General features: G+C 64.3%; 16 protein-coding genes. All 16 read right to left on the bottom strand.

What is annotated here, in order from left to right; genetic code table 11:
- Positions 1–28: 28 nt before the first annotated feature.
- The 16 genes from KF886_20625 to KF886_20550 all read right to left on the bottom strand — a co-directional run bounded on the left by KF886_20625 (position 29) and on the right by KF886_20550 (position 18,424).
- Positions 29–2,395, bottom strand: a complete 2,367-nt coding sequence (locus KF886_20625; GenBank protein ID MBX3179766.1) for a pre-peptidase C-terminal domain-containing protein — start codon at positions 2,393–2,395, stop codon at positions 29–31.
- 18 nt (positions 2,396–2,413) lie between these two features.
- The gene (locus KF886_20620; protein ID MBX3179765.1) at positions 2,414–3,751 is read right to left on the bottom strand and encodes a DUF1501 domain-containing protein; all 1,338 of its coding nucleotides are present in this window, start codon (positions 3,749–3,751) and stop codon (positions 2,414–2,416) included.
- A gap of 327 nt (positions 3,752–4,078) precedes the next feature.
- A complete protein-coding gene (locus KF886_20615) occupies positions 4,079–4,456 on the bottom strand; it encodes a response regulator (protein MBX3179764.1) in 378 nt (125 codons plus the stop codon).
- Between the two features lie 399 nt (positions 4,457–4,855).
- On the bottom strand, positions 4,856–5,608 hold the full coding sequence (locus tag KF886_20610; protein MBX3179763.1) for a 4'-phosphopantetheinyl transferase superfamily protein: 753 nt from the start codon (positions 5,606–5,608) through the stop codon (positions 4,856–4,858).
- Positions 5,605–6,048: a thioredoxin family protein gene (locus tag KF886_20605; protein ID MBX3179762.1), complete on the bottom strand. Its 444-nt coding sequence runs from the start codon at positions 6,046–6,048 to the stop codon at positions 5,605–5,607. Before KF886_20605 ends, KF886_20610 begins: the two co-directional genes overlap by 4 nt.
- Before the next feature lie 134 nt (positions 6,049–6,182).
- Positions 6,183–6,527: a cytochrome C oxidase subunit IV family protein gene (locus KF886_20600; GenBank protein MBX3179761.1), complete on the bottom strand. Its 345-nt coding sequence runs from the start codon at positions 6,525–6,527 to the stop codon at positions 6,183–6,185.
- 33 nt (positions 6,528–6,560) lie between these two features.
- Positions 6,561–7,151: a cytochrome c oxidase subunit 3 gene (locus KF886_20595; GenBank protein ID MBX3179760.1), complete on the bottom strand. Its 591-nt coding sequence runs from the start codon at positions 7,149–7,151 to the stop codon at positions 6,561–6,563.
- A gap of 85 nt (positions 7,152–7,236) precedes the next feature.
- Positions 7,237–8,877, bottom strand: coding sequence for a cbb3-type cytochrome c oxidase subunit I (locus tag KF886_20590; GenBank protein MBX3179759.1), 1,641 nt, complete (start codon positions 8,875–8,877; stop codon positions 7,237–7,239).
- A 29-nt stretch (positions 8,878–8,906) separates the two neighbouring features.
- The gene (gene coxB / locus KF886_20585) at positions 8,907–9,824 is read right to left on the bottom strand and encodes a cytochrome c oxidase subunit II (protein MBX3179758.1); all 918 of its coding nucleotides are present in this window, start codon (positions 9,822–9,824) and stop codon (positions 8,907–8,909) included.
- A 43-nt stretch (positions 9,825–9,867) separates the two neighbouring features.
- Positions 9,868–10,836, bottom strand: a complete 969-nt coding sequence (locus KF886_20580) for an SCO family protein (GenBank protein ID MBX3179757.1) — start codon at positions 10,834–10,836, stop codon at positions 9,868–9,870.
- Positions 10,833–11,291, bottom strand: coding sequence for a hypothetical protein (locus tag KF886_20575; GenBank protein ID MBX3179756.1), 459 nt, complete (start codon positions 11,289–11,291; stop codon positions 10,833–10,835). Before KF886_20575 ends, KF886_20580 begins: the two co-directional genes overlap by 4 nt.
- The gene (locus KF886_20570; GenBank protein ID MBX3179755.1) at positions 11,284–12,504 is read right to left on the bottom strand and encodes a hypothetical protein; all 1,221 of its coding nucleotides are present in this window, start codon (positions 12,502–12,504) and stop codon (positions 11,284–11,286) included. The genes KF886_20575 and KF886_20570 overlap by 8 nt, the downstream gene beginning before the upstream one ends.
- On the bottom strand, positions 12,494–13,111 hold the full coding sequence (locus KF886_20565; GenBank protein ID MBX3179754.1) for a cytochrome c: 618 nt from the start codon (positions 13,109–13,111) through the stop codon (positions 12,494–12,496). Before KF886_20565 ends, KF886_20570 begins: the two co-directional genes overlap by 11 nt.
- 166 nt (positions 13,112–13,277) lie before the next feature.
- Positions 13,278–13,835 (bottom strand): DUF3341 domain-containing protein, encoded by a 558-nt coding sequence (locus KF886_20560; GenBank protein ID MBX3179753.1) that lies wholly within the window; start codon positions 13,833–13,835, stop codon positions 13,278–13,280.
- A gap of 54 nt (positions 13,836–13,889) precedes the next feature.
- Positions 13,890–15,275 (bottom strand): polysulfide reductase NrfD, encoded by a 1,386-nt coding sequence (nrfD, locus tag KF886_20555; protein MBX3179752.1) that lies wholly within the window; start codon positions 15,273–15,275, stop codon positions 13,890–13,892.
- An 8-nt stretch (positions 15,276–15,283) separates the two neighbouring features.
- The gene (locus KF886_20550; protein ID MBX3179751.1) at positions 15,284–18,424 is read right to left on the bottom strand and encodes a Fe-S-cluster-containing hydrogenase; all 3,141 of its coding nucleotides are present in this window, start codon (positions 18,422–18,424) and stop codon (positions 15,284–15,286) included.
- Positions 18,425–18,428: the final 4 nt, after the last annotated feature.

Raw genomic sequence — 18,428 nt, 5'->3', positions numbered from 1 at the left:
GGGATTGCCGCGATCCGCGATGGTCTGATCAGGTTGCGGGGAACCGGGTCTTGCGCTCGGGCTCGTCGGGCCTGGGCTCCGCCGGGGGCGGCGTGGCGGCCTGCAGCGCCGGGGGCAGCGGTTCGTACACCTTCAGCGCGCCCGTGCCGCTGCGGTGGATAATCTCGCCCTGGTCATTGGAAATCACGGTGTCCACCATCAGCGATTCGAACTTGCCGTGGGGCGCGTCCTCCGCCACGTTCAGCGTGAACTTGAGCTCCGCCGTGTCCTTGGTGAAATCGAGCGGCTCGGCGGTAATGCCGTTGGGCATGCCGACGAGGTTGGCCTTGAAGGTCCCCTCGAAGGGGGTGCGTTGCTCCAGGCCCACGACAAACTCCACCGGCTTGCCCTTTTCCGTTTCCACGGACGCAAGCGTGAAGTTCACCCAGGGCTCCTGCACTTCCACGGGGGCCGGAGGCGAGCAGAGCTGGTAGCCGCCGCCGGTCGCCGCGACGAAGAGATCGTGGGTCTCGATGGCCGTGCCGTTGCGCACTTCCAGGCGGATCTGGGTTTCGGTCTGGTCGCCGGGGATTTTGGCGGTGCCGCCGCCCATGCCCGCGGGCAGCCAGGGGAACATGAGCTCGATATCGCCGGTGAAGCCCTCGGCGCGGGTGGCCCGAACGGTCAGCATGCGGTGCGTGTTGGTCACGGTGGGTACCGGGGGCGGCACGATCTCGACGCTGAAGGGCGCGGGCTCGCTGACGGCGAGCGCCAGGCGATCCACCATGCGCCCGAAGAAGGTGGTGTCGTTGTTGCCTTGAACGAGCCGGACTTCCTGCTCCAGCCCGCCGTTCAGCGTGCTGCCCTCCTCCTGAAGGGCTCCGCGCACATCCACGAGCGCGCCGGCCAGGGCGGCCTCGGGCGTTGCCTGAATGATGATGGGCATCTGGGCCTGGCCCGCCGGAATGACGGGACTGCTGGCTGTGACGCCCTCGGGCAGGCCGAGCAGCTCCACCTTGATCGGGCCGTCGAAATCGGAGCGCGACACGTTGGCGAGCAGGTAGGTGAAGTTCCCCTGGGGAATCACGGAGGTGGCGGGGCGGTTTTCCAGCAGGGTGAGCCTCAGCGATGGCTCGACCGGCGTGGCTTCGACGCGATAGGCGAAGGTTTCGCCGCCACGGCGCAGGTGGTCGCGAACGGAGAGCGCGTAAACGCCATCCTCGGGGAACGTGACGCGAAGCCTGCTGTCCACGTTGGCGGCGTCGTCGTCGCTGCCGAGGGCGCCGCCGTCGGGCTTGTAGACCACGAGGACGCTGTCGAGCGGCGAGCCCAATTCGCGCGCCCAGACGCGGAACTCGAAGGTCTGATCTTTCTTGCCCTCGAAGGTGTAGAAGTCGATATCCCCCGGCTCGCCGATCACGCCGTCGAAGGCGCCGGCGACCGCGCCCCGCGTGCCCTCGGCGATGGTATTGTTGGGCTCGGCCTCCCGCACGCCGGGCAGAGGCGTCGCGCGGAACGGAATTCGCGTTGGGGATACGCCCGCTTCGGTGTGCGCGGCCAGCTGAATGGTGCCGTGCGCGTCTTCGGGCAAGGCCACCGCCTGCTCCGCGATGCCATCGTCGCCCAGCCACCGCACGGTTATTTCCGATCCGGGCGCGCCGCCGATCGGCGTCACCGCGAGGGGGCGCGGGAAATGGCCGATATGCAGCCGGTAGTGGTAATTCCCGCCGCCGCCGTAGGCCGCTTCGCTGATGGCGATATGGTGGACGCCGGTCTCGGTGGCGGTATACACGAAGCCCGCGTCCTGGCGGAACATTTGCGTGTCGTCTTCCGACACCCGCTCGTGGCCCTCGGGCCCGAAGAGCCGGAGCTTCGGGTCGAACAGGGTATCCCCCAGGCGCAGCGCCTCGACCTCCACGGCGATCCGGTCGCCGGGATTCATCGTCACCGCGAAGTAATCGACGTCCTCGGAGGCGACAACGCCATTGATGGTCGTACCGGGGGCCACTTCCTGCGCCTCGCCGGGCCGGTTGTTGGGTTCGACTTCGTCGACTTCATTGAGCGCGCCGACACTGATGAGCTTGAGGTCGGTCACGCCGGTGCGGGTGCGGACGCGGAGGCCGTGCGTGCCCGTGGGGCAGTCGGGCGCGGCGCGGAACACCGCGGTGGCCTTCTTGCCGTCTTCCTGGGGCGTGATCGAGACCAGCTCGATGCCCGCGTCGTGGAAGAGTACGTCCACGGCGTCGGCCAGGTTGTTCCCCACGAGCGACACTTCGGTCTCGGCGCCGCGGGGGATGCCGCGGGGGATTACCGTGGCGAGTGACGGGGACACCGCCATGGCCGCCGGCGCGATCGCCATCGCGAGAGCCAGCGCCGCGCGGATCCATACTACCTTGCGCATCATCAATCGTCCCATCGGTTCGGGGTGCGGTTCCTAGGCCAGAATGTTCTGGATGACCTGGCCGCCGCGCACGATATCGATCGGCCGCCCGCCGGGGCTCATGAGCCGCTCGGTGGGATCAATACCCAGCTGCGTGAAAATGGTCGAGCCCAGATCCGCCGGCCCCACGAGGCCCTCGGAGGGCTCGGTGCCCTGGGCGTTGGTGGCGCCGTGGATAATGCCCCCCTTCATGCCGCCGCCCGCCAGGGCGACGCTGAAGGCCTTGGGCCAGTGGTCGCGCCCGCCGTCCTTGTTCAGCTTGGCGGTGCGCCCGAATTCGGTGACGAGGATTACCAGGGTGGAAGCGAGGAGCCCGCGCCGGTCCAGGTCGGTGATCAGCGTCGCGAGGCCCTGGTCCACCGGCGGGAACCGGTTCTCCATGCCTTTCTTGATGCCCTGGTGCATGTCCCAGCCGCCGTCGCTCACGGTGACGAAGCGCGCGCCGCCCTCGACGAGCCGCCGGGCGAGCAGGAGGCGCTGGCCAAAGGCGTGCCGCCCGTATTCGTCGCGGATTTCGTCGGTCTCGGCGGAAACGTCGAACGCCTCGCGCGCGTTCTGGGAGCTGATGAGATCGTAGGCACGCTGGTAATACGAGTTCATGGCCCCGAGCGCGTCGCTGCTCTCCAGGGCGTTGAAATGGCTGTCGACCGCCGCCAGCAGGGTCTTGCGGCCTTCGAGGCGCTCCGGCGTGACGCCGTTGGGCAGGTTCAGGTCGCGCACCTGGAAATTCTTGTTGTTCGGCTCGCCGCCCACGGAAAACGCGCCGAAGGCCGAACTGAGATAGCCCGTGCCGTAATACGGGTTGTCCGCGGAGGGGATGCTGACGTAGGGCGGGATGTTGTTGCGGGTGCCGAGCTTGTGTGAAATCACGGAACCGAAGCTCGGGTACTGGATCGCGGGGCTGGGGCGGTATCCGGTGAGCATGTTATGCTGCCCGCGCTCGTGCGCCGCCTCGCCGTGGCTCATGGAACGAATGACGGCCAGCTTATCCGCCACTTTGGAGAGGTGTTGCAACTGCCCGCCGAAATATTCGCCGGTGTTGGTCTTCACCGTGCCCAACTCGCCGCGGTATTCGATGGGGGCGTAGGGCTTGGGGTCGAAGGTGTCGATATGGGACATGCCGCCGGACAGGAAGATAAAGATGGCCGATTCGGCTTTCGGGCCCGCGCCCTGGGCCTGGGCCTGGAGCTGAAAATAGTCGCCCAGCGTAAGTCCGAGCCCGCCCAGGACCCCGACCTTGAGAAAGGCGCGGCGGCTCGGACCGCTGCACGGGCTGGCGGCGGGGGTATCGTTGCTTCGCAATGCAATCTGCGGGAGAGAAAACTTACGCATCAGGACCCATCCTTAATCTCGTTCCACATTGGACCTGGATCGGGGCTGGATCTCGGAACGCATCGCGCCTCAAAGCCCAACGCGCGTCCAAATTCCGCAACCCGACGCCATTTACCAGAATGCCAACTCATTTGCCGTCAATACTTTAGAACAGAATGCCGCCTCGCACATGTGCGAGAATCCGCGACTACTTATCCTTCTATAATCCCGTCCTGCGGAAAAAGGTTCCACGCGCACGCAGGGCGGACAATTCCATGGAGACTTCGGAACTTCATTCGGCTGAGGCGTTACCGATCGAGGCGGAGTCTTCCCGGGCGCGGGAGCGGGTCAATCCGCCGCTTCACCCAGCAAGACACGGATTCTGTCCAGCAGGACATCATTGTCGAACGGTTTCTTGAGCGTCGCATGGGCCCCGAGTTTGGCGGCGATAGGGAGAAAATCCGCGTCCATGCTCCGCGCACCGCCGGATACGGCGATAACGTAGGGGTGCTGGTTACCGCGCCGCAACGCCGTCAGCGTCTCCAGGCCCTCTTTTCCGGGCATGATGAGATCCAGCACCACGAGATCGATCTGGCCATGCCCGATAATGCGCAAGGCGGCCTCACCGTCATCCGCTTCGCTTACGGTGTATCCGGCCTGGCGCAGGGTCAACACCAGCATGGTGCGCACCTGCGGCTCGTCATCCACTACGAGAATATGCGCCATGGAAATAAACCCCTCATATTGGACCCCACGGTTGGGAGGCGGCGATACGGCTGCTTCCGCCGTGGATTGGTCTGCTCCCCGTTCCGCACACCACGGGAAAAGCGCAGTATAGCACAGATTACGCACTTTTGGGATTCGCGTCGGCGCACGGGCAGGGCAATCGCATTTGAGCTTCCAACTCGAGCCGAGCGCCACATGAACCACCTTCAATGTTATAACGGGCGCGTGTTGGAGCGCTGGCATTTCGCCTGCGGCGAATCCCTGACCTTGCCGGCACAGATGCCGGCGCTCCAACACGCTCACTATCGTTGATTCAAGGTTCCAAATCGACTCAGGTTTACGCCCATATACCGAGATCGAGTTTAAATGCGATTGCCCTGGCGCACGGGGCCGGTCGAATTACATCGGGCGGAGGCTCGGGTCGAGGCATCTGGAGACAATGGTCACCTCGGGGCCTTCCCAGGCGAGTGCGGCGGCGAAACCCGCACCGGCGGATACGGCCTGGACGTCCCAGGCGGCGGGGTCGAAACCCGGGATGTCCATGGCGCACAGGCGGGTTCGACCCGGCGCCACTTCCACGGCGAAGCGGTCCAGCGGCGCATGGAGCCCGAGACCCCAGGCCTTGATGAGGGCCTCCTTGGCGGTCCAGCACTGGTAGAACGCGGCCTCCCGGTCGGATTCCGGCAGGCCTTGCAGGGCTTCGTATTCGGGCGGCGCGAAATATCGGCGCGCGATCTTGGGGAGTGAATCGTTCTCCCGAATGCCCTCGATATCCACGCCCACCTCTATCCCGCGCGCGACGGCGATAATCCCCTGGTCGCCGGAGTGGCTCAGATTAAACCGGATATCGGACTCCGGCGCGATGAGGTACGGCTTTCCCCGCGCCTGAACCCCGAAGCGAATCGCAACGGGCGGAACGCCGGTACAGGCCGCAAGCACGCGCCGGAGCGTGGCGCGCGCGGCGGTAAACCGGTCCCCGTGGATGCGCCGGTAAAAGCGATCCGCGCGGGCGCGCTCGGTATCGTCGAGCAGGGCACGCAGGCCGGGTTGGACGCTCTCCGGCAGATCCAGCGGGAATCGCCAGGTGTGGATGGCCCCGGGCGGCGGCGCGGGAAGCGCTTCCGGCGCGATCGGGTGCGGGAACTGGTTCACGGGACGGGATCACTGGCGCCGGCGGCTTGACGAATGAATTCGAGCAAGTCCCGCGCTTCCACACGGCCCCCGAGGCGCGCGGGCGCGGCGCCATCTGGCGGCACAATTATCCAGGCCGGAATGGCGTCCACGCCGAAACGTTCGGCGATCCTTGGCTCCTGGTCGATATCGATCTTAACCGGCACGGCGGCGGCGGCGGCGGCGGCGACTTCGGGATTGGTAAGCGCCCGGACTTCGACATCGCGGCAGATTCCGCACCAGCCGGCTTGAAAATAGAGCAGCAGAGGCCGGCCCTGCTCGCGGGCCTCTTCGAAGGCGAGGGGATACGACGGGCGCCAGGGGATGGCGGCGGCGGGCGCCGGGCGGCAGGCGGCGTTCACGAGGAGCAGCGCCGAGACGAGCGCCATCAGGTTCCCAATTACGCGTCGCTTTACTGGCACAAGACCTCCCGGTATACGACACGCGGGACGAGACAGGGCCTCCGCGTGTAATGGCCGCGCCATCAGGATAGAAAAAGCCCGCGCGCCATTTCCAGGCGCGCGGGCAAGAGTATTGTAACGCCCCGGCGGGCGCTTCAGTTCACCAGATAGGGATTCGTCGTGATGGGCGTATCCATGCCGTACTGGCGCGCGGCGTAGTCGCAAAACAACAGTACAAAGAAGATTACGAGCCACAGGAAGCCGGCGGCCGCGAAGACGCGCGTGATGTTGGAGCTGTACTTCACGTGCATGAAGAACAGGATGATGAGCGACATCTTGCAGAACGCGATGGCCAGGGCCAGCACCAGGTTATAGAGGTGCTGATCTTCCGGCCCGATGTGCACCTGGGCGGCCAGGATGGTGGCGATCATGAGCGCCATCAGGCCGACGAGCACGGCGCCGTAGGTCTTGGGGGTAACGATATGGTGATGTCCGGACATGGCGAATAACTCTTTCTTGCTTGGCGCGCTGGATCAGGTCACCAGGTAGAACATGGGGAACAGAAACACCCAGACGATATCGACGAAGTGCCAGTAGAGGCCGAAGAACAGGATGGGCATGTAGCGCTGCGGGCCGAACTTGTCGCGCTTGGCCATCCACATGAGCACGAGCAGAATTCCGAAACCGATGATCATGTGGAGCGCGTGCATGCCGGTCATGATGTAGTACAGCACGAAGAAGAGCTGCAGGCCGCCCTGGTTCGCGACCTGCGCAAGATCGGCGTAGTGCCCGTGGGGGCCCCAGAGTGCGCCGGGGAAGACGCCCTCGGCGATCTTGGGCTGGTACTCGAAGAACCACTTAATGACCACGAAGGCAATGCCGAGGCCGAGCGTGGCGCCGAGCATGCGGAACAGCCACTTGCTGTTGCCGACCTGGCAATAGTACACGCCCATGGCCATGGTGAAACTGCTGAACAGGAGCACGACGGTATTGAAGCCGCCGATCCAGACGCTCAGGGACTGGCTGCCGGCGAACCAGGCGTCGAAGTACTTGAAGCGGTAGATGGCGTAGGCCATGAAGAGCCCGCCGAAGAACATGACTTCCTGGGCGAGGAACAGCCACATTCCGAGCGTGCAGGATTCCTCCTGCTGTTCGATGGACTCGAAGTGGTGCGCCAGATACGGGTTGTGTTCGGCGTTGGCGTGTGCGCTAGACACTGAGGGTCTCCTCCCCGGTGTACGCGTAGGCTTCCTGCGTCACGACCGGTGTTTCATGAAAGTTGTGGGCGTCGGGCGGCGAAGTGCACACTTCCCATTCCAGGCCGCGGGCGCCCCAGGGGTTGCTGCCGCAGTCCTTGCCGAAGAAAAGCGACCAGGCGAAGTAGAACCCGGGGATAATAAAGCCGAGGCCGAGGATGCTGGCGCCCGCCGTGGACAGGATGTTGAGCACCTGGAAGTCCGGGTGGTAGGAGTGGTAGCGGCGCGGCATGCCCAGCCAGCCCAGCAGGAACTGCGGGAAGAAGGTGCAGTTGAACCCGACGAACACGAGGACGGCGCACAGGCTCGCGGGGATCTGCGGGTACATCTTCCCGGTCATTTTGGGCCAGTAGAAATGCAGGCCGGCGAGGTAGGCCATCACCATGCCGCCCACCATCACGTAGTGGAAGTGCGCCACGACGAAGTAGGTGTCGTGCAGGGGCACGTCCATGCCGGTGGCCCCGAGGAAGAGTCCGGTTCCGCCGCCGATGGCGAACAGGCCGATGAAGCCAATCGCGTAGAGCATCGGGGTGGCCCATACGACGTTGCCCTTGTACAGGGTGGCGGTCCAGTTGAAGATTTTGATGGCGGAGGGGACCGCGACCAGCATGGTGAGCAGCGAGAACACCAGGCTCGAATACATCGCCTGGCCGCTGACGTACATGTGGTGGCCCCAGACGAGGAAGCCGATGATGGCGATGGCCACGCTGGAGAACGCGATGAACTCGTAGCCGAAGACCCGGTTGCGCGAGAAGCAGGCGATGATCTCGCTGATGACGCCCATGCCGGGGAGAATCATGATGTACACGGCGGGGTGCGAGTAGAACCAGAACATGTGCTGGAAGAGGACCGGGTCGCCGCCGAGGGCGGGATCGAAGATGCCGACGCCCCAGATGCGCTCGACGCCGACGAGGAACACCGTGATGGCCAGCACGGGGGTGCCGAGGATCTGGATGACGCTCGTGGCGTACTGCGCCCAGATGAAGAGGGGCAGCCGGAACCAGGTCAGGCCCGGGGCGCGCATCTTGTGGATGGTGACGAGGAAGTTCAGGCCGGTCAGGATGGAGGAGAAGCCGGTGATGAATACGAGCAGGGCGGCCAGGAACACGTGGGTGTTGGCGTAGGAGGAGCTCAGCGGCGTGTAGAAGGTCCAGCCGGTGTCCAGCCCGCCCATGACAATGATGATGACGCCGAGCGTTCCGCCGGTCATGAAAATGTACCAGCTCAGGAGGTTCAGCTTGGGGAAGGCCACGTCCTTGGCGCCGATCTGCAGGGGGATCAGGAAGTTCCCCAGCACCGCCGGAATCGACGGGATCAGGAAGAAGAAGATCATGACCACGCCGTGGAGGGTGAAGAACTTATTGTAGGTGTCCGCCTGCAGGAGGTCGCCCTCGGGGGTCAACAGTTCGATCCGGAAGATCGAGGCGAAGGCCCCGCCGACCAGGAAGAAGATGCTGATGGAGATGAGGTAGAGGATGCCGATCCGCTTGTGGTCCACGGAGAGGAGCCAGGAGCTGACCGTCTGTTGCCAGTTCAGGTAGTGCACCGCCGGGCGTTCATAGTCCCGTTCGGGAAAGTCCGCGGTTTGCGCCATTTCGTTTGCCATGTGTGGAATTCCGTTTACTAGTTTGCGTCGCTCAAGGATTTGATGTACGCCACGAGGTTCAAGATGTCATCGTCGGTCAGGTTCGGGAACGACGGCATGAGCGGCGCGTAGCCGTCCACGATTTTCGCCGAGGGGTTCACGATGGATTCCCGGATATACTCCTCGTTGCGGACTACTTTTTCGCCGCCGCGCAGGGTGACTTCATTGCCGAAGGCGTTGTCCAGCAGGGGCCCGCGGCTCGCGGCCCCGGCGTCGTGGCAGGTCATGCAGCCCATTTGCTGGAACAGCGTTTCGCCGGCCTGGACCGGCGTGACCGGGGGGCCGCCCTGCAGCCACTCCTGGTACGCGTCCTGCTCCATGACCGTAACGTAGCCGCCCATGAGGGAGTGCTCCGTGCCGCAGTATTCGGCGCAGAAGAAGGGGTACTTGCCCACCTTAGTGGCCTCGAACCACATATCGGTGTAGGCCGCGGGCAGGGCGTCCTGCTTCACGCGAAACGCTGGAATGTAGAAATTGTGGATTACGTCCTGGGACGTCATGGTGAGTTTGACGGGCTGGTTCACGGGCACGTGCAGCTCGTTCACTTCGCGGCGTCCGTTCGGGTGCTGGACCTTCCACATCCACTGCTTGCCGATCACGGTGATGTCCAACGTGTTCTCGGGGATGTTTCGGTAGTCGTAGTAGAGCACGGCGCCCCAGGCGAAAATGATGAGGGCGATGACCGCGGGGATGGCGCTCCAGAGCAATTCGAGCTTCATGTTCTCGACGTGCTGCGACTTGCGGCCGGGCTCGGCTTTAAACTTGATGCCGAGCGCGATGAGCACAATGGTCACCCCGATTGTGAACAGGGAGACAAATATCGTCAGCGTGTAGAACAAAAGGTCCACATTGGGAGCAAAGGTCGATGCTTGCTCGGGTATCAGCGGAAAATTCATGGCGTACCTGTTATCACCTTAACGTTTGGTGCGTTATCTCGTTTTACACGCTTCCAGAGAGGCCTGCCGGGCTGGGCGGGCGAGTGCTTGATGTATAGTCAGCCGTATCCACCGCGCGGCGCCCGCGCAGGTAGTTCACCAGCCAGAAGGCGGCAATGAGCAACACGGTCAATATGCCGCCGAGCCGCAGCACGCTCATGATTACCAGGCCATACGTGCCGCTGGTCGGGTCGTACATGAAGCACAGAAGCGTCGGCTGCTGGAGATAGTCGCCGATTGAGTTCGCGCCGGCTGCCTGGAGCGCGGTGCGGAGGTTCCTGGGAATGTATTCGATGCCGAGATAGTAGCTCGAAACCTTGCCCTTCGGCGTCAGGATCATGACGCCGCTGTCGTGGGCATACTGGCCGGCGGTCTCGTCGTAGTAGTACCGGAAACCCACGGTTTCGGCGAGCGCCTCGATGGACTCCTCGTCCCCCGTGAGGAAGCTCCAATGCTCTTCGGCGCCCGGGAGATTGGCCGAGGCGAGGTAATTGGCCTTTTTCTCGGAGGCGAGTTCGCCGGTTTCCGCGGGGTCGATGCTCACGCTGATAACGGTGTAGTCGCGGCCCAGCTGGAAATCCGCCGGCTGGCCGTCGAAGCCCGAAACCATGCCCTGGAGCACGAGGGTGCACAGCATGGGGCAGCCGTAGTAGACCAGGGAGAGGACCACGGGCTTGTCGGTGATCAGGTCGCCCAGGCGCACTTCCTCATCGCGCTCGTTGCGAAACACCAGGTCAAGCGGGACCTGCACGCCGAGGTTCTGCTGGATTTTGATATCCTTGAAGCGTTCGCGCGGATCCGGCCCACGAAAACTGATGGGATCGATCCCCACTTCCTCGACCCGATCTTTGGGGACCGCCTGCGCGCCCGCGCGCGGTGCGGAGAGCACCGAAGCCGCGGCGAGGGCGACGGCGCAAGCCCGAAGCAGCGCATTGCGCTTGCGCCCCCGGCGATATACCTTAAACGGAGTCATAGCGCGTCTTCTCCGAATGGATCGACGAGCTCGGTGGTTGCGATCGTCGGTTCCTGGCGGTATGGCGCGGCGCCCGAGGCAACCAGCGCCATGGCCCGCTCCACGGGAATGTGCACGCGCTCCATGCCGGGCTCCTCGCTGATGACGCCATAGGCGCTCAGGCGAGCTGTGTTCTCCGCGAGGACCTTATGGAGGTCGGACACGGGATCGCCCTGGAGGTGCGGCGCGGGCGGCACCTGTACATCCGGGGTGGCGAGGGCGGACGCCGGCGTGTCGTTCAGCGCGGGGCGCGACCGGTCGAATCCCCGGATGACGATGATAATCGTCATTACGGCGCCGAACAACATCGCAAAGAGGGCCACAATGAAATACGCGATGAGGCGCGCGTTCATGTCGGTTACTTCGTAACCTTCCTTGACGCTTTTCTCGGTATCGTGATCGGCGGCATTATGCATGGCTGTGGGCCTTTTCTTTGAGGAACATGAGTTCTTCGCGCGGGTCCCGCTGCGGGAGAATCGGGCGTTTCTTCAACTCGTGGAGAAACACCCACAGCCAGACGCCGCCAATGCCCGCCACGCCGAGCAGGGTGCTGATCAGCGTCGCGATATTGATGGTGGCGTGGTTGTTCTCGAAGGAGGGCACGATATTCCAGTACATGTCCACAAAGCGGGTCGCCAGAATGTAGATGGCGATCTTGCGCAGCTTGAGCGGGTTTGTCTTGTTCTGGCGCATGAGGAGCCTCCACATGGGCACGAACCAGACGAAGACGATGAGAAACACCGTGACGATGGTCAGGCTTCCGCCGCGGTGCAGGTACCAGCCGATTTCTTCGGGCAGGTTGCCGTTCCAGATAATCAGGAAGGGCGAGAAGGACAGGTACGACCAGAAGATCGTGAAGCCCAGCATGAAGTTGCCGTAGTGGTGGTATATGCGCGAGCTGAGCTTACTGGCCAGCAGGCCCTCGTCGTCCAGGCTGGTGAGCACGATCACGCAGAAGCACATCATCGCCAGGGCGTAGCCCGCGATCATCCAGGCGCCGTAGATCGTCGAGAAGAAGGTCGGGTCGGTGGACATGCCCCAGTGCGTGGCGGCGAAGGTCATGGAGACCACATAGGCCACGAGGCCGAAGCCGGCCCACACCTTCATCTTTCCGATATAGCGGGCGTCGCCGGTTTCGTCGAGCTTGAGGGACCACGTGTTGAACGCGCGCATCATCAGAAGCCAGAGGCCGAAGTAGACGACGAAGCAGAGGGCGAGCATTTTAAAGCTGAGGAAATGCTCCTTCAGGTTTGACATGTACGCGATGTACTCGTTCTCCGGCCGGGACAGGAATTCCTTGTTGGCCCAGGGGTAGATGTTCGAGAACAGCGCCCCGCCCAGGATGACAAAGGCGCCGGCGGCGCACAGAAACGGCAGCGTGCGCGATGCGGCTTCGGCGATGCGCTGGGCCACGAAGCTCCAGCTGCCGCCGCAAAGGTGGTGCAGCATGACGAGCCCGAGCCCGCTGATGCCGAATCCGAAAATCGCCAGGTACCCGACCAGGAGGCCCTGGAAGGTGGTTCCGGAGATGAGGCCGAAAAGCAGGAGCGCAACCAGCGCGCCGCCGCCGAGTTTCAGGCACTTGCCCTGCAGGGCGCCGATCTTTTCGAGTTGTCCGTCAGTGAGCATTGTTTTCCACCGGCTGTTGTGCTGCTTCCGGCGCGGAGTTCAGCGCCTTTTCCAGTTCGGCCCGATCAGCTTCCTCCAGCGCGTCCTTCGGGACGTTCTGGCTGTATTGCAGGGCGCGGATATAGGCCGCGATGGCCCAGCGGTCTTCCGCCGACACGCGCGCGCGGTAGCTGTACATGCGGCCGAATCCATTGTTGATTACATCCACGAAGTAGCCGTCTTCGATTTCCCGGAGCCGGTCGATGTGGAGGGAGGGCGGCGCGGGGAAGCCACGCTGGACGATCATGCCGTTGCCGTAGCCCGCCTCGCCATGGCAAAGCGCGCAGGTCGCGGTGTAACGCTCCTGGCCGCGCTTGAGCAGGGCCACATCGACGGAAAAGTAGTTGTCGGGCCTGGGCGTGCCGTCGTCCAGCTTGCCGGTCCAGAAGACATCCTCGAGGAGGCTGGGGACCTGGGCCTGGCCCGTGAGGGTTTCATACTCGTGGGACACCCAGCCGCGCCGCGCGGCGTCATAGGGGATGGTGTTGGGGACCGGCAGCCTGTCGGCGGCCCCGTCTGCGAAGAAGTCATTCTTCTGGAGCGACGTGTAGCGGGGCTGGTTCCACATATCCTGATGGCACCCCGCCAGCACGAAACTGTAGGCGGCCGCAAGCGCGAGCGCCGCGTGGCGGGGAAGGCCTTGCCGGCGCGCCGTGATGTTCTTGGATGGTTTCATCGGTTCCAACTTATTGCTCCGCCGCCGGCCTATCCGGCGGGCGAGGTTCAGGGCCTGTTTAGTCGAGCACCTCGGAGACTTCCACGGGGCCGAGCCCCTGCAGGAAGTTCCGGGTCTCTTCGGCGTCGTACTGCGCGTCCGTCCGCTCGATGCAGAGGAAGAAACCGTCGCTGGAGGCGCGCTCGAATCGCTTCGCGTTGAAAATCGGGTGGTGCGGCCGGGGCAGCCCGTTGAGGAGCAGCATGCTGCCCAGGGCGGCGAAGGCGGCGAAGAGGATCGTCATTTCGAAGGTAATCGGCATGAAGGCGGGCCAGCTGAGGTCCGGCTTGCCGCCGATGCTGAACGGGTAGTGGTGGACGGAGGCGAACCACTGCATGCCGAAGCCGGTGATCGCGCCGGTCAGCCCGCCCACGAGCGTGATGAAGGAGACGGCGGTCTTACGCACGCCCATGGCTTCCGCGAGCCCGTGGATCGGAAACGGGGAGTAGGCGTCCATGGCGCGATAGCCCGCCTCGTGGGCCTTGGTGGTGGCCCGCAGGAGCGTGTCCGGATCGTCAAACTCGGCGATCAGGCCGTAGACTTGCGGCGTGTCGGCTTCGTGTCCGTGTGCTGACATAGCGTCTGGTTATCCTTCGTGGCCGCGCGGGGGCGCGGCGTGCATTTCAACCGGTTAGCGGATCTCGCCCTTGTCGAGCTGGTACTGCTGGAGCCGCAACTCGAAGATCGTAATCATGGGCAGGAACTTGAGGAACAGGCCCATCATGAAGAGGAAGAGGCCGATCGATCCGACGTACGCCGCCCAGTCAAACATGGTGGCCTGGTACTCGCCCCAGGCCGCCGGAAGATAGTCGCGCGTGAGGCTGGTGACCACGATGACGTAGCGTTCGAGCCACATGCCGATGTTTACGATAATGGTGATGACGAAGAGGGCGTACACGTTCCTCCGGAAGAAGGGGTGCCAGAGGAACTGCGGGGTGAACGCGTTGCAGAAGAGCAGCGCGGCGTAGGCCCAGGCGTAGGGGCCGGTCATGCGGTTCCACATCATGAATCGCTCGTAGTCGCTGCCGCTGTACCAGGCGTAGAAGGCCTCGCAGCAGTAGCCGTAGAACACGACCAGGCCCGTCGCCAGCATGACCTTCGCCATGTTGTCGAGGTGGCGCGCGGTGATGAAGTCGTGCATGCCGAACCAGGCGCGCACGGGGATCATGATGGTGAGCACCATGGCGAAGCCGGAGTAGATGGCGCCGGCCACGAAGTAGGGCGGGAAGATGGTGGTGTGCCAGCCGGGGATGACCGACACGGCGAAGTCGAACGATACGATGGTGTGCACCGAGACCACGAGCGGTGCGGACATGCCGCCGAGAAGCAGGTAGGCCATTTCGTAGCGGTACCAGTGGCGCGCGGAGCCGCGCCAGCCGAGGGCGAAGAAGCCGTAGACGAAGCGGGCGATGCCCTTCTTGCTGCGGTCGCGCAGGGTGGCCAGGTCGGGGATGAGGCCCGTAAACCAGAACAGGAGCGACACGGTGAAATAGGTGGAGATGGCGAACACGTCCCAGAGGAGCGGGCTGCGGAACTGCGGCCACATCGCCATGGTGTTGGGGTACGGGAAGATAAAGAAAATGGCCCAGGGGCGGCCGACGTGCAGGAGCGGGAAGATGCCCGCGCACATGACGGCGAAGAGCGTCATGGCCTCTGCGGAACGGTTGATCGCGGTGCGCCAGTCCTGGTTGAAGAGGAGCAGGATGGCGGAGATCAGGGTTCCGGCGTGGCCGATACCGATCCACCAGACGAGGTTCACGATGGCGAAACCCCAGCCGACCGGGTTGTTGATGCCCCAGACGCCGAGCCCCTGCCAGAAGAGCCAGGCGGTGCTTGCGCCGAGGATGCCCAGCAGCGCGGCGCCAAGCGAGACCACGGCGTACCACGGTTTCGGGAGCGGCTTTTCGAGGATCACGTCCGCAACGGCTCGCGAGATCGACTCGTAATTGTGGCCGGGCTCGACCAGGGGCGCGACCGCCCGCAGCGCGGGCGGGATCTCTTTTGCTTCAACGCTCATGATTCAGTTCAGTGCTCCGCGGTATGGGCTACAGGGCTGGCCAGATCGTCGTTGGTGTTCCGCAGCCTCGCCAGATAGGTCGTGCGCGGGCGCGTGCCAATGTCCGCGAGGAGGCCGTAGTCCCGAGGATTCTGCTTGAGAAGAGATACCCGGCTTTCGGGATCCTTGATATTGCCGAAAACAATGGCGCCGGAGGGGCACGCCGCCTGGCAGGCCGTTTGCACGGCGCCGTCGGCGATGTGGGGTTCGCCGCCGCCGGGGCGGTTTGCCGCCGCCACCTTCGCGTCGATGCGCGCGCGGTTGATGCGCTGCGTGCAGTAGGTGCACTTTTCCATGACGCCGCGGCTCCGGACGGTCACGTTGGGGTTGCGCATCATCTTGAGCTGGGGCGCGTCCTGGCCGCTGCGGATATTGTAGTGGAAGAAATTGAAACGGCGGACCTTGTAGGGGCAGTTGTTCGAGCAGTAGCGGGTGCCGACGCAGCGGTTGTACACCATGTCGTTAAGCCCTTCCTCGCTGTGCATCGTGGCGCCGACGGGGCAGACGGGCTCGCAGGGCGCGTTCTCGCACTGCATGCAGGGTACGGGCTGGTGCGCGACGCCGTCCACGCGGCCCTCGTCCTTCATGCGCTTCGGATCGCCCTTGTAGTAGCGGTCGACGCGTATCCAGTGCATTTCGCGGCCGACGCGCACGTCTTCCTTGCCCACGACCGGGATGTTGTTTTCGGCCTGGCAGGCGATGGTGCAGACGCCGCAGCCGGTGCAGCGGTTGAGGTCGATGGTCATGCCCCAGGAGAAGGGGCCGTCCCAGTCTTTCTCGTCGGGGTTGTAGAGCGTCATTTCGCGATCCGGCGCGTGGTGGCCCATGTGCTGCGCGAAATCGGGATGTTTCTTGAAATAATCGAGGCTACGCTCGCGGATCAGGTACCGATCCTGGGCTTTGTCCGTCTGGGTGACGTGGCTCTGCTCGATGTTGTTGTGCTCTTCGGTGCGCGCGAGCATGTAGGTCCGGCCGGTCTTGGCCAGATTGACGCCGGTGAGGAACCAGGGGGAATCGGCCTTGCGGCAGGCGAAGGCGTTGAATCCGCGCCCGCGCCCGATGGGGCCGACGACCTCGCGCCCGTATCCCAGGTGGATCGTGGCGGTGTCCTCGGGCTGGCCATAGACGAGCATGACCGCGGCGCGGACATTCTTGCCGGCGAAGCCCTCGAACTGAATGAGGACCTCGTCCTCCTGCTTCAGCTTGAGGGTGTGGGCGGTGTTCGGGTGCAGGTGCACCGCGTTGTCCCACGTAAGATTCGTCAGCGGCTTCGGCAGCTCCTGGAGCCACGCGTTATTCGCGTAGCGCCCGTCGGCCGTGCGCGGGTCAAGCCGGAAGAGCAAGTCCAGGCCCTCCCGGGCGGGGGCGGGCGCTTCCGCGCTGAAGGCGTGCTTGTGCGCCGGGGACTTGGCCGGGCTGGCGGAATTCGCGACGACGCCGGTGCTCAGGGCCTGGCGCCAGGCCAGTTCGGAGCTCTCGCCATACGTGGCCAACCAGTTGTTGTGAATAAGGTCGTAATCGGTCGCGGCCTCGTCGCCCAGAATGAGCGCGAGGATCTGGGCGGCGGTCTTGCTGTTGTACAGCGGGCGGATCAGCGGCTGGACGATCGAGATCGTCCCGTCGTAAGCGCGGATATCGCCCCAGGCTTCGAGGTAATGCGATTCCGGGATGACCCAGTGGCAGCGTTGGGAGGTCTCGTTCTTTTCGGCGGTCAGGTGAACGCGCAGGCCGATCTTTTCCATAGCGGAGGCCAGATCGAGCGTGTAGGGGCTGCTGTAGACCGGGTTTCCGCCCAGGATCACGAGGATCGAGATTTTGTCGGCGTTAAGATCGTCGACCAGTGAGGCCAGCGACGCTTCCTGGTCGACGGGCTTCGCCTCGGGCGAGTCAATGTAGGTGACGAGGCCGGAATCGGCGGCGCCGAGGGCATTGTTGATTGCGTGGGCGAGGGCGTGCACCGCCGGGGGCTGGGCATCGCCTGCAACGACGACGGCGTGACCCTTGTGTGCGGAGAGATCCGCTATAACCGCGTTTACCCAGGCTTCGGGCAGCGCGGCGGCGTTTTCCGCGTTCGGCGCGGCGTTGGGCACGCCGACCGCCTCGGCGATCTTGCGGGCGAGCGTCTCAATGTGCGGGTGCCGGAGCTGGATCGCGTGGTCCGCGCTGGCGCCGGTGAGCGTCGGGGAGACTTCCGCCGCGTAGAGGCGGCTCATTTCGTCGTGCGCGAAGCCCTCGCGCGCCACGTAGCCGGGCTCGCCGGCGGTCGCGGCGGCGGACCGGGTCCAAGCGTAGTCGGCGGCGTATCGGACATGCGCCGGCCCTTCGTGGAGGAAATCGGCGTCAAGCGAAAGAATGACTTTCGCCTTCTTGAAGTTGATGACGGGGGCGACGTGTTCGCCGAAGGCCTCGAATGCCCCGACCCGCGCGTTGTTGCGGCCCATCGGGTCGTGCTGGTACCACTTCGCTTCCGGGTAGATGGCGTTGATCATGGCCATCTGTTTGGCCATCGTGGGCGAAGTCACGGTCTCCGTGAGGATGGCGAGGCCGGCGCCCGCGGCGCTGTCAACGCCCTGCAAGGCGCGGGAGAACTCCGCCGCAAAGCGGTTCCAGGTGCCCAGGGTGCCGACATGGCTGATGACTTCCATGCGGTCGGGCGAATAGAGATCGAGGAGAGATGCCTGCGCGTGAACGCTGCTCGCGCCGAGGGAGGCGGGATGATCCGCAAGGCCCTCGATCTTGGTGGGGCGGCCTTCATAACTGGCGGCCAGCGCGCCGAGGCCGTAGCCGGCGAAGGGCGCGGCGGTGGCGTAGTACTGGAAGCGGCCCGGCACCGCCTCTTCCGGCGGCTTGACATAGGGTACGATCTTCTCTTCAGGCTGGCGCGCGCAACCGGCAAGCCCCGCCATCATCATGGACGCACCCATGACCTTCATGAAATTGCGCCGTCCGGTGGCGTCGATGAGGCCGGCGCCCTCCGAGGGGAACTCGCGGTGCCGTTCCGGGTCCAGCGCCACCTCGCCGCGCAGCTCCGCGGCGTGCCGCCAGTAGGAACCGGCGGCGGCCGCCGCTCCGTGGCGTGCGGTGATTTCTTGTGCGTTCTTCGGGCTCATAGTC

It is taken from the genome of Candidatus Hydrogenedentota bacterium, from assembly GCA_019637335.1.
GTDB lineage: Bacteria > Hydrogenedentota > Hydrogenedentia > Hydrogenedentales > JAEUWI01 > JAEUWI01.
The sequence above is the reverse complement of the archived record's forward strand: the minus strand, read 5'-3'. Positions and strand labels throughout refer to the sequence as shown.

Excerpts from the sequence above, each read along its gene's own strand:
- KF886_20625 (MBX3179766.1), bottom strand. The coding sequence starts at position 2,395 with ATGGGACGATTGATGATGCGCAAGGTAGTATGGATCCGCGCGGCGCTG.
- nrfD (MBX3179752.1), bottom strand. The coding sequence starts at position 15,275 with ATGAGCGTTGAAGCAAAAGAGATCCCGCCCGCGCTGCGGGCGGTCGCG.
- KF886_20575 (MBX3179756.1), bottom strand. The coding sequence starts at position 11,291 with ATGCATAATGCCGCCGATCACGATACCGAGAAAAGCGTCAAGGAAGGT.
- KF886_20615 (MBX3179764.1), bottom strand. The coding sequence starts at position 4,456 with ATGGCGCATATTCTCGTAGTGGATGACGAGCCGCAGGTGCGCACCATG.
- coxB (MBX3179758.1), bottom strand. The coding sequence starts at position 9,824 with ATGAATTTTCCGCTGATACCCGAGCAAGCATCGACCTTTGCTCCCAAT.
- KF886_20595 (MBX3179760.1), bottom strand. The coding sequence starts at position 7,151 with ATGTGGCTGTTCCTCGCCCAGGAAGTCATGTTCTTCGGCGGGCTCTTC.
- KF886_20550 (MBX3179751.1), bottom strand. The coding sequence starts at position 18,424 with ATGAGCCCGAAGAACGCACAAGAAATCACCGCACGCCACGGAGCGGCG.
- KF886_20590 (MBX3179759.1), bottom strand. The coding sequence starts at position 8,877 with ATGGCGCAAACCGCGGACTTTCCCGAACGGGACTATGAACGCCCGGCG.
- KF886_20600 (MBX3179761.1), bottom strand. The coding sequence starts at position 6,527 with ATGTCCGGACATCACCATATCGTTACCCCCAAGACCTACGGCGCCGTG.
- KF886_20570 (MBX3179755.1), bottom strand. The coding sequence starts at position 12,504 with ATGCTCACTGACGGACAACTCGAAAAGATCGGCGCCCTGCAGGGCAAG.
- KF886_20560 (MBX3179753.1), bottom strand. The coding sequence starts at position 13,835 with ATGTCAGCACACGGACACGAAGCCGACACGCCGCAAGTCTACGGCCTG.
- KF886_20565 (MBX3179754.1), bottom strand. The coding sequence starts at position 13,111 with ATGTGGAACCAGCCCCGCTACACGTCGCTCCAGAAGAATGACTTCTTC.
- KF886_20580 (MBX3179757.1), bottom strand. The coding sequence starts at position 10,836 with ATGACTCCGTTTAAGGTATATCGCCGGGGGCGCAAGCGCAATGCGCTG.
- KF886_20620 (MBX3179765.1), bottom strand. The coding sequence starts at position 3,751 with ATGCGTAAGTTTTCTCTCCCGCAGATTGCATTGCGAAGCAACGATACC.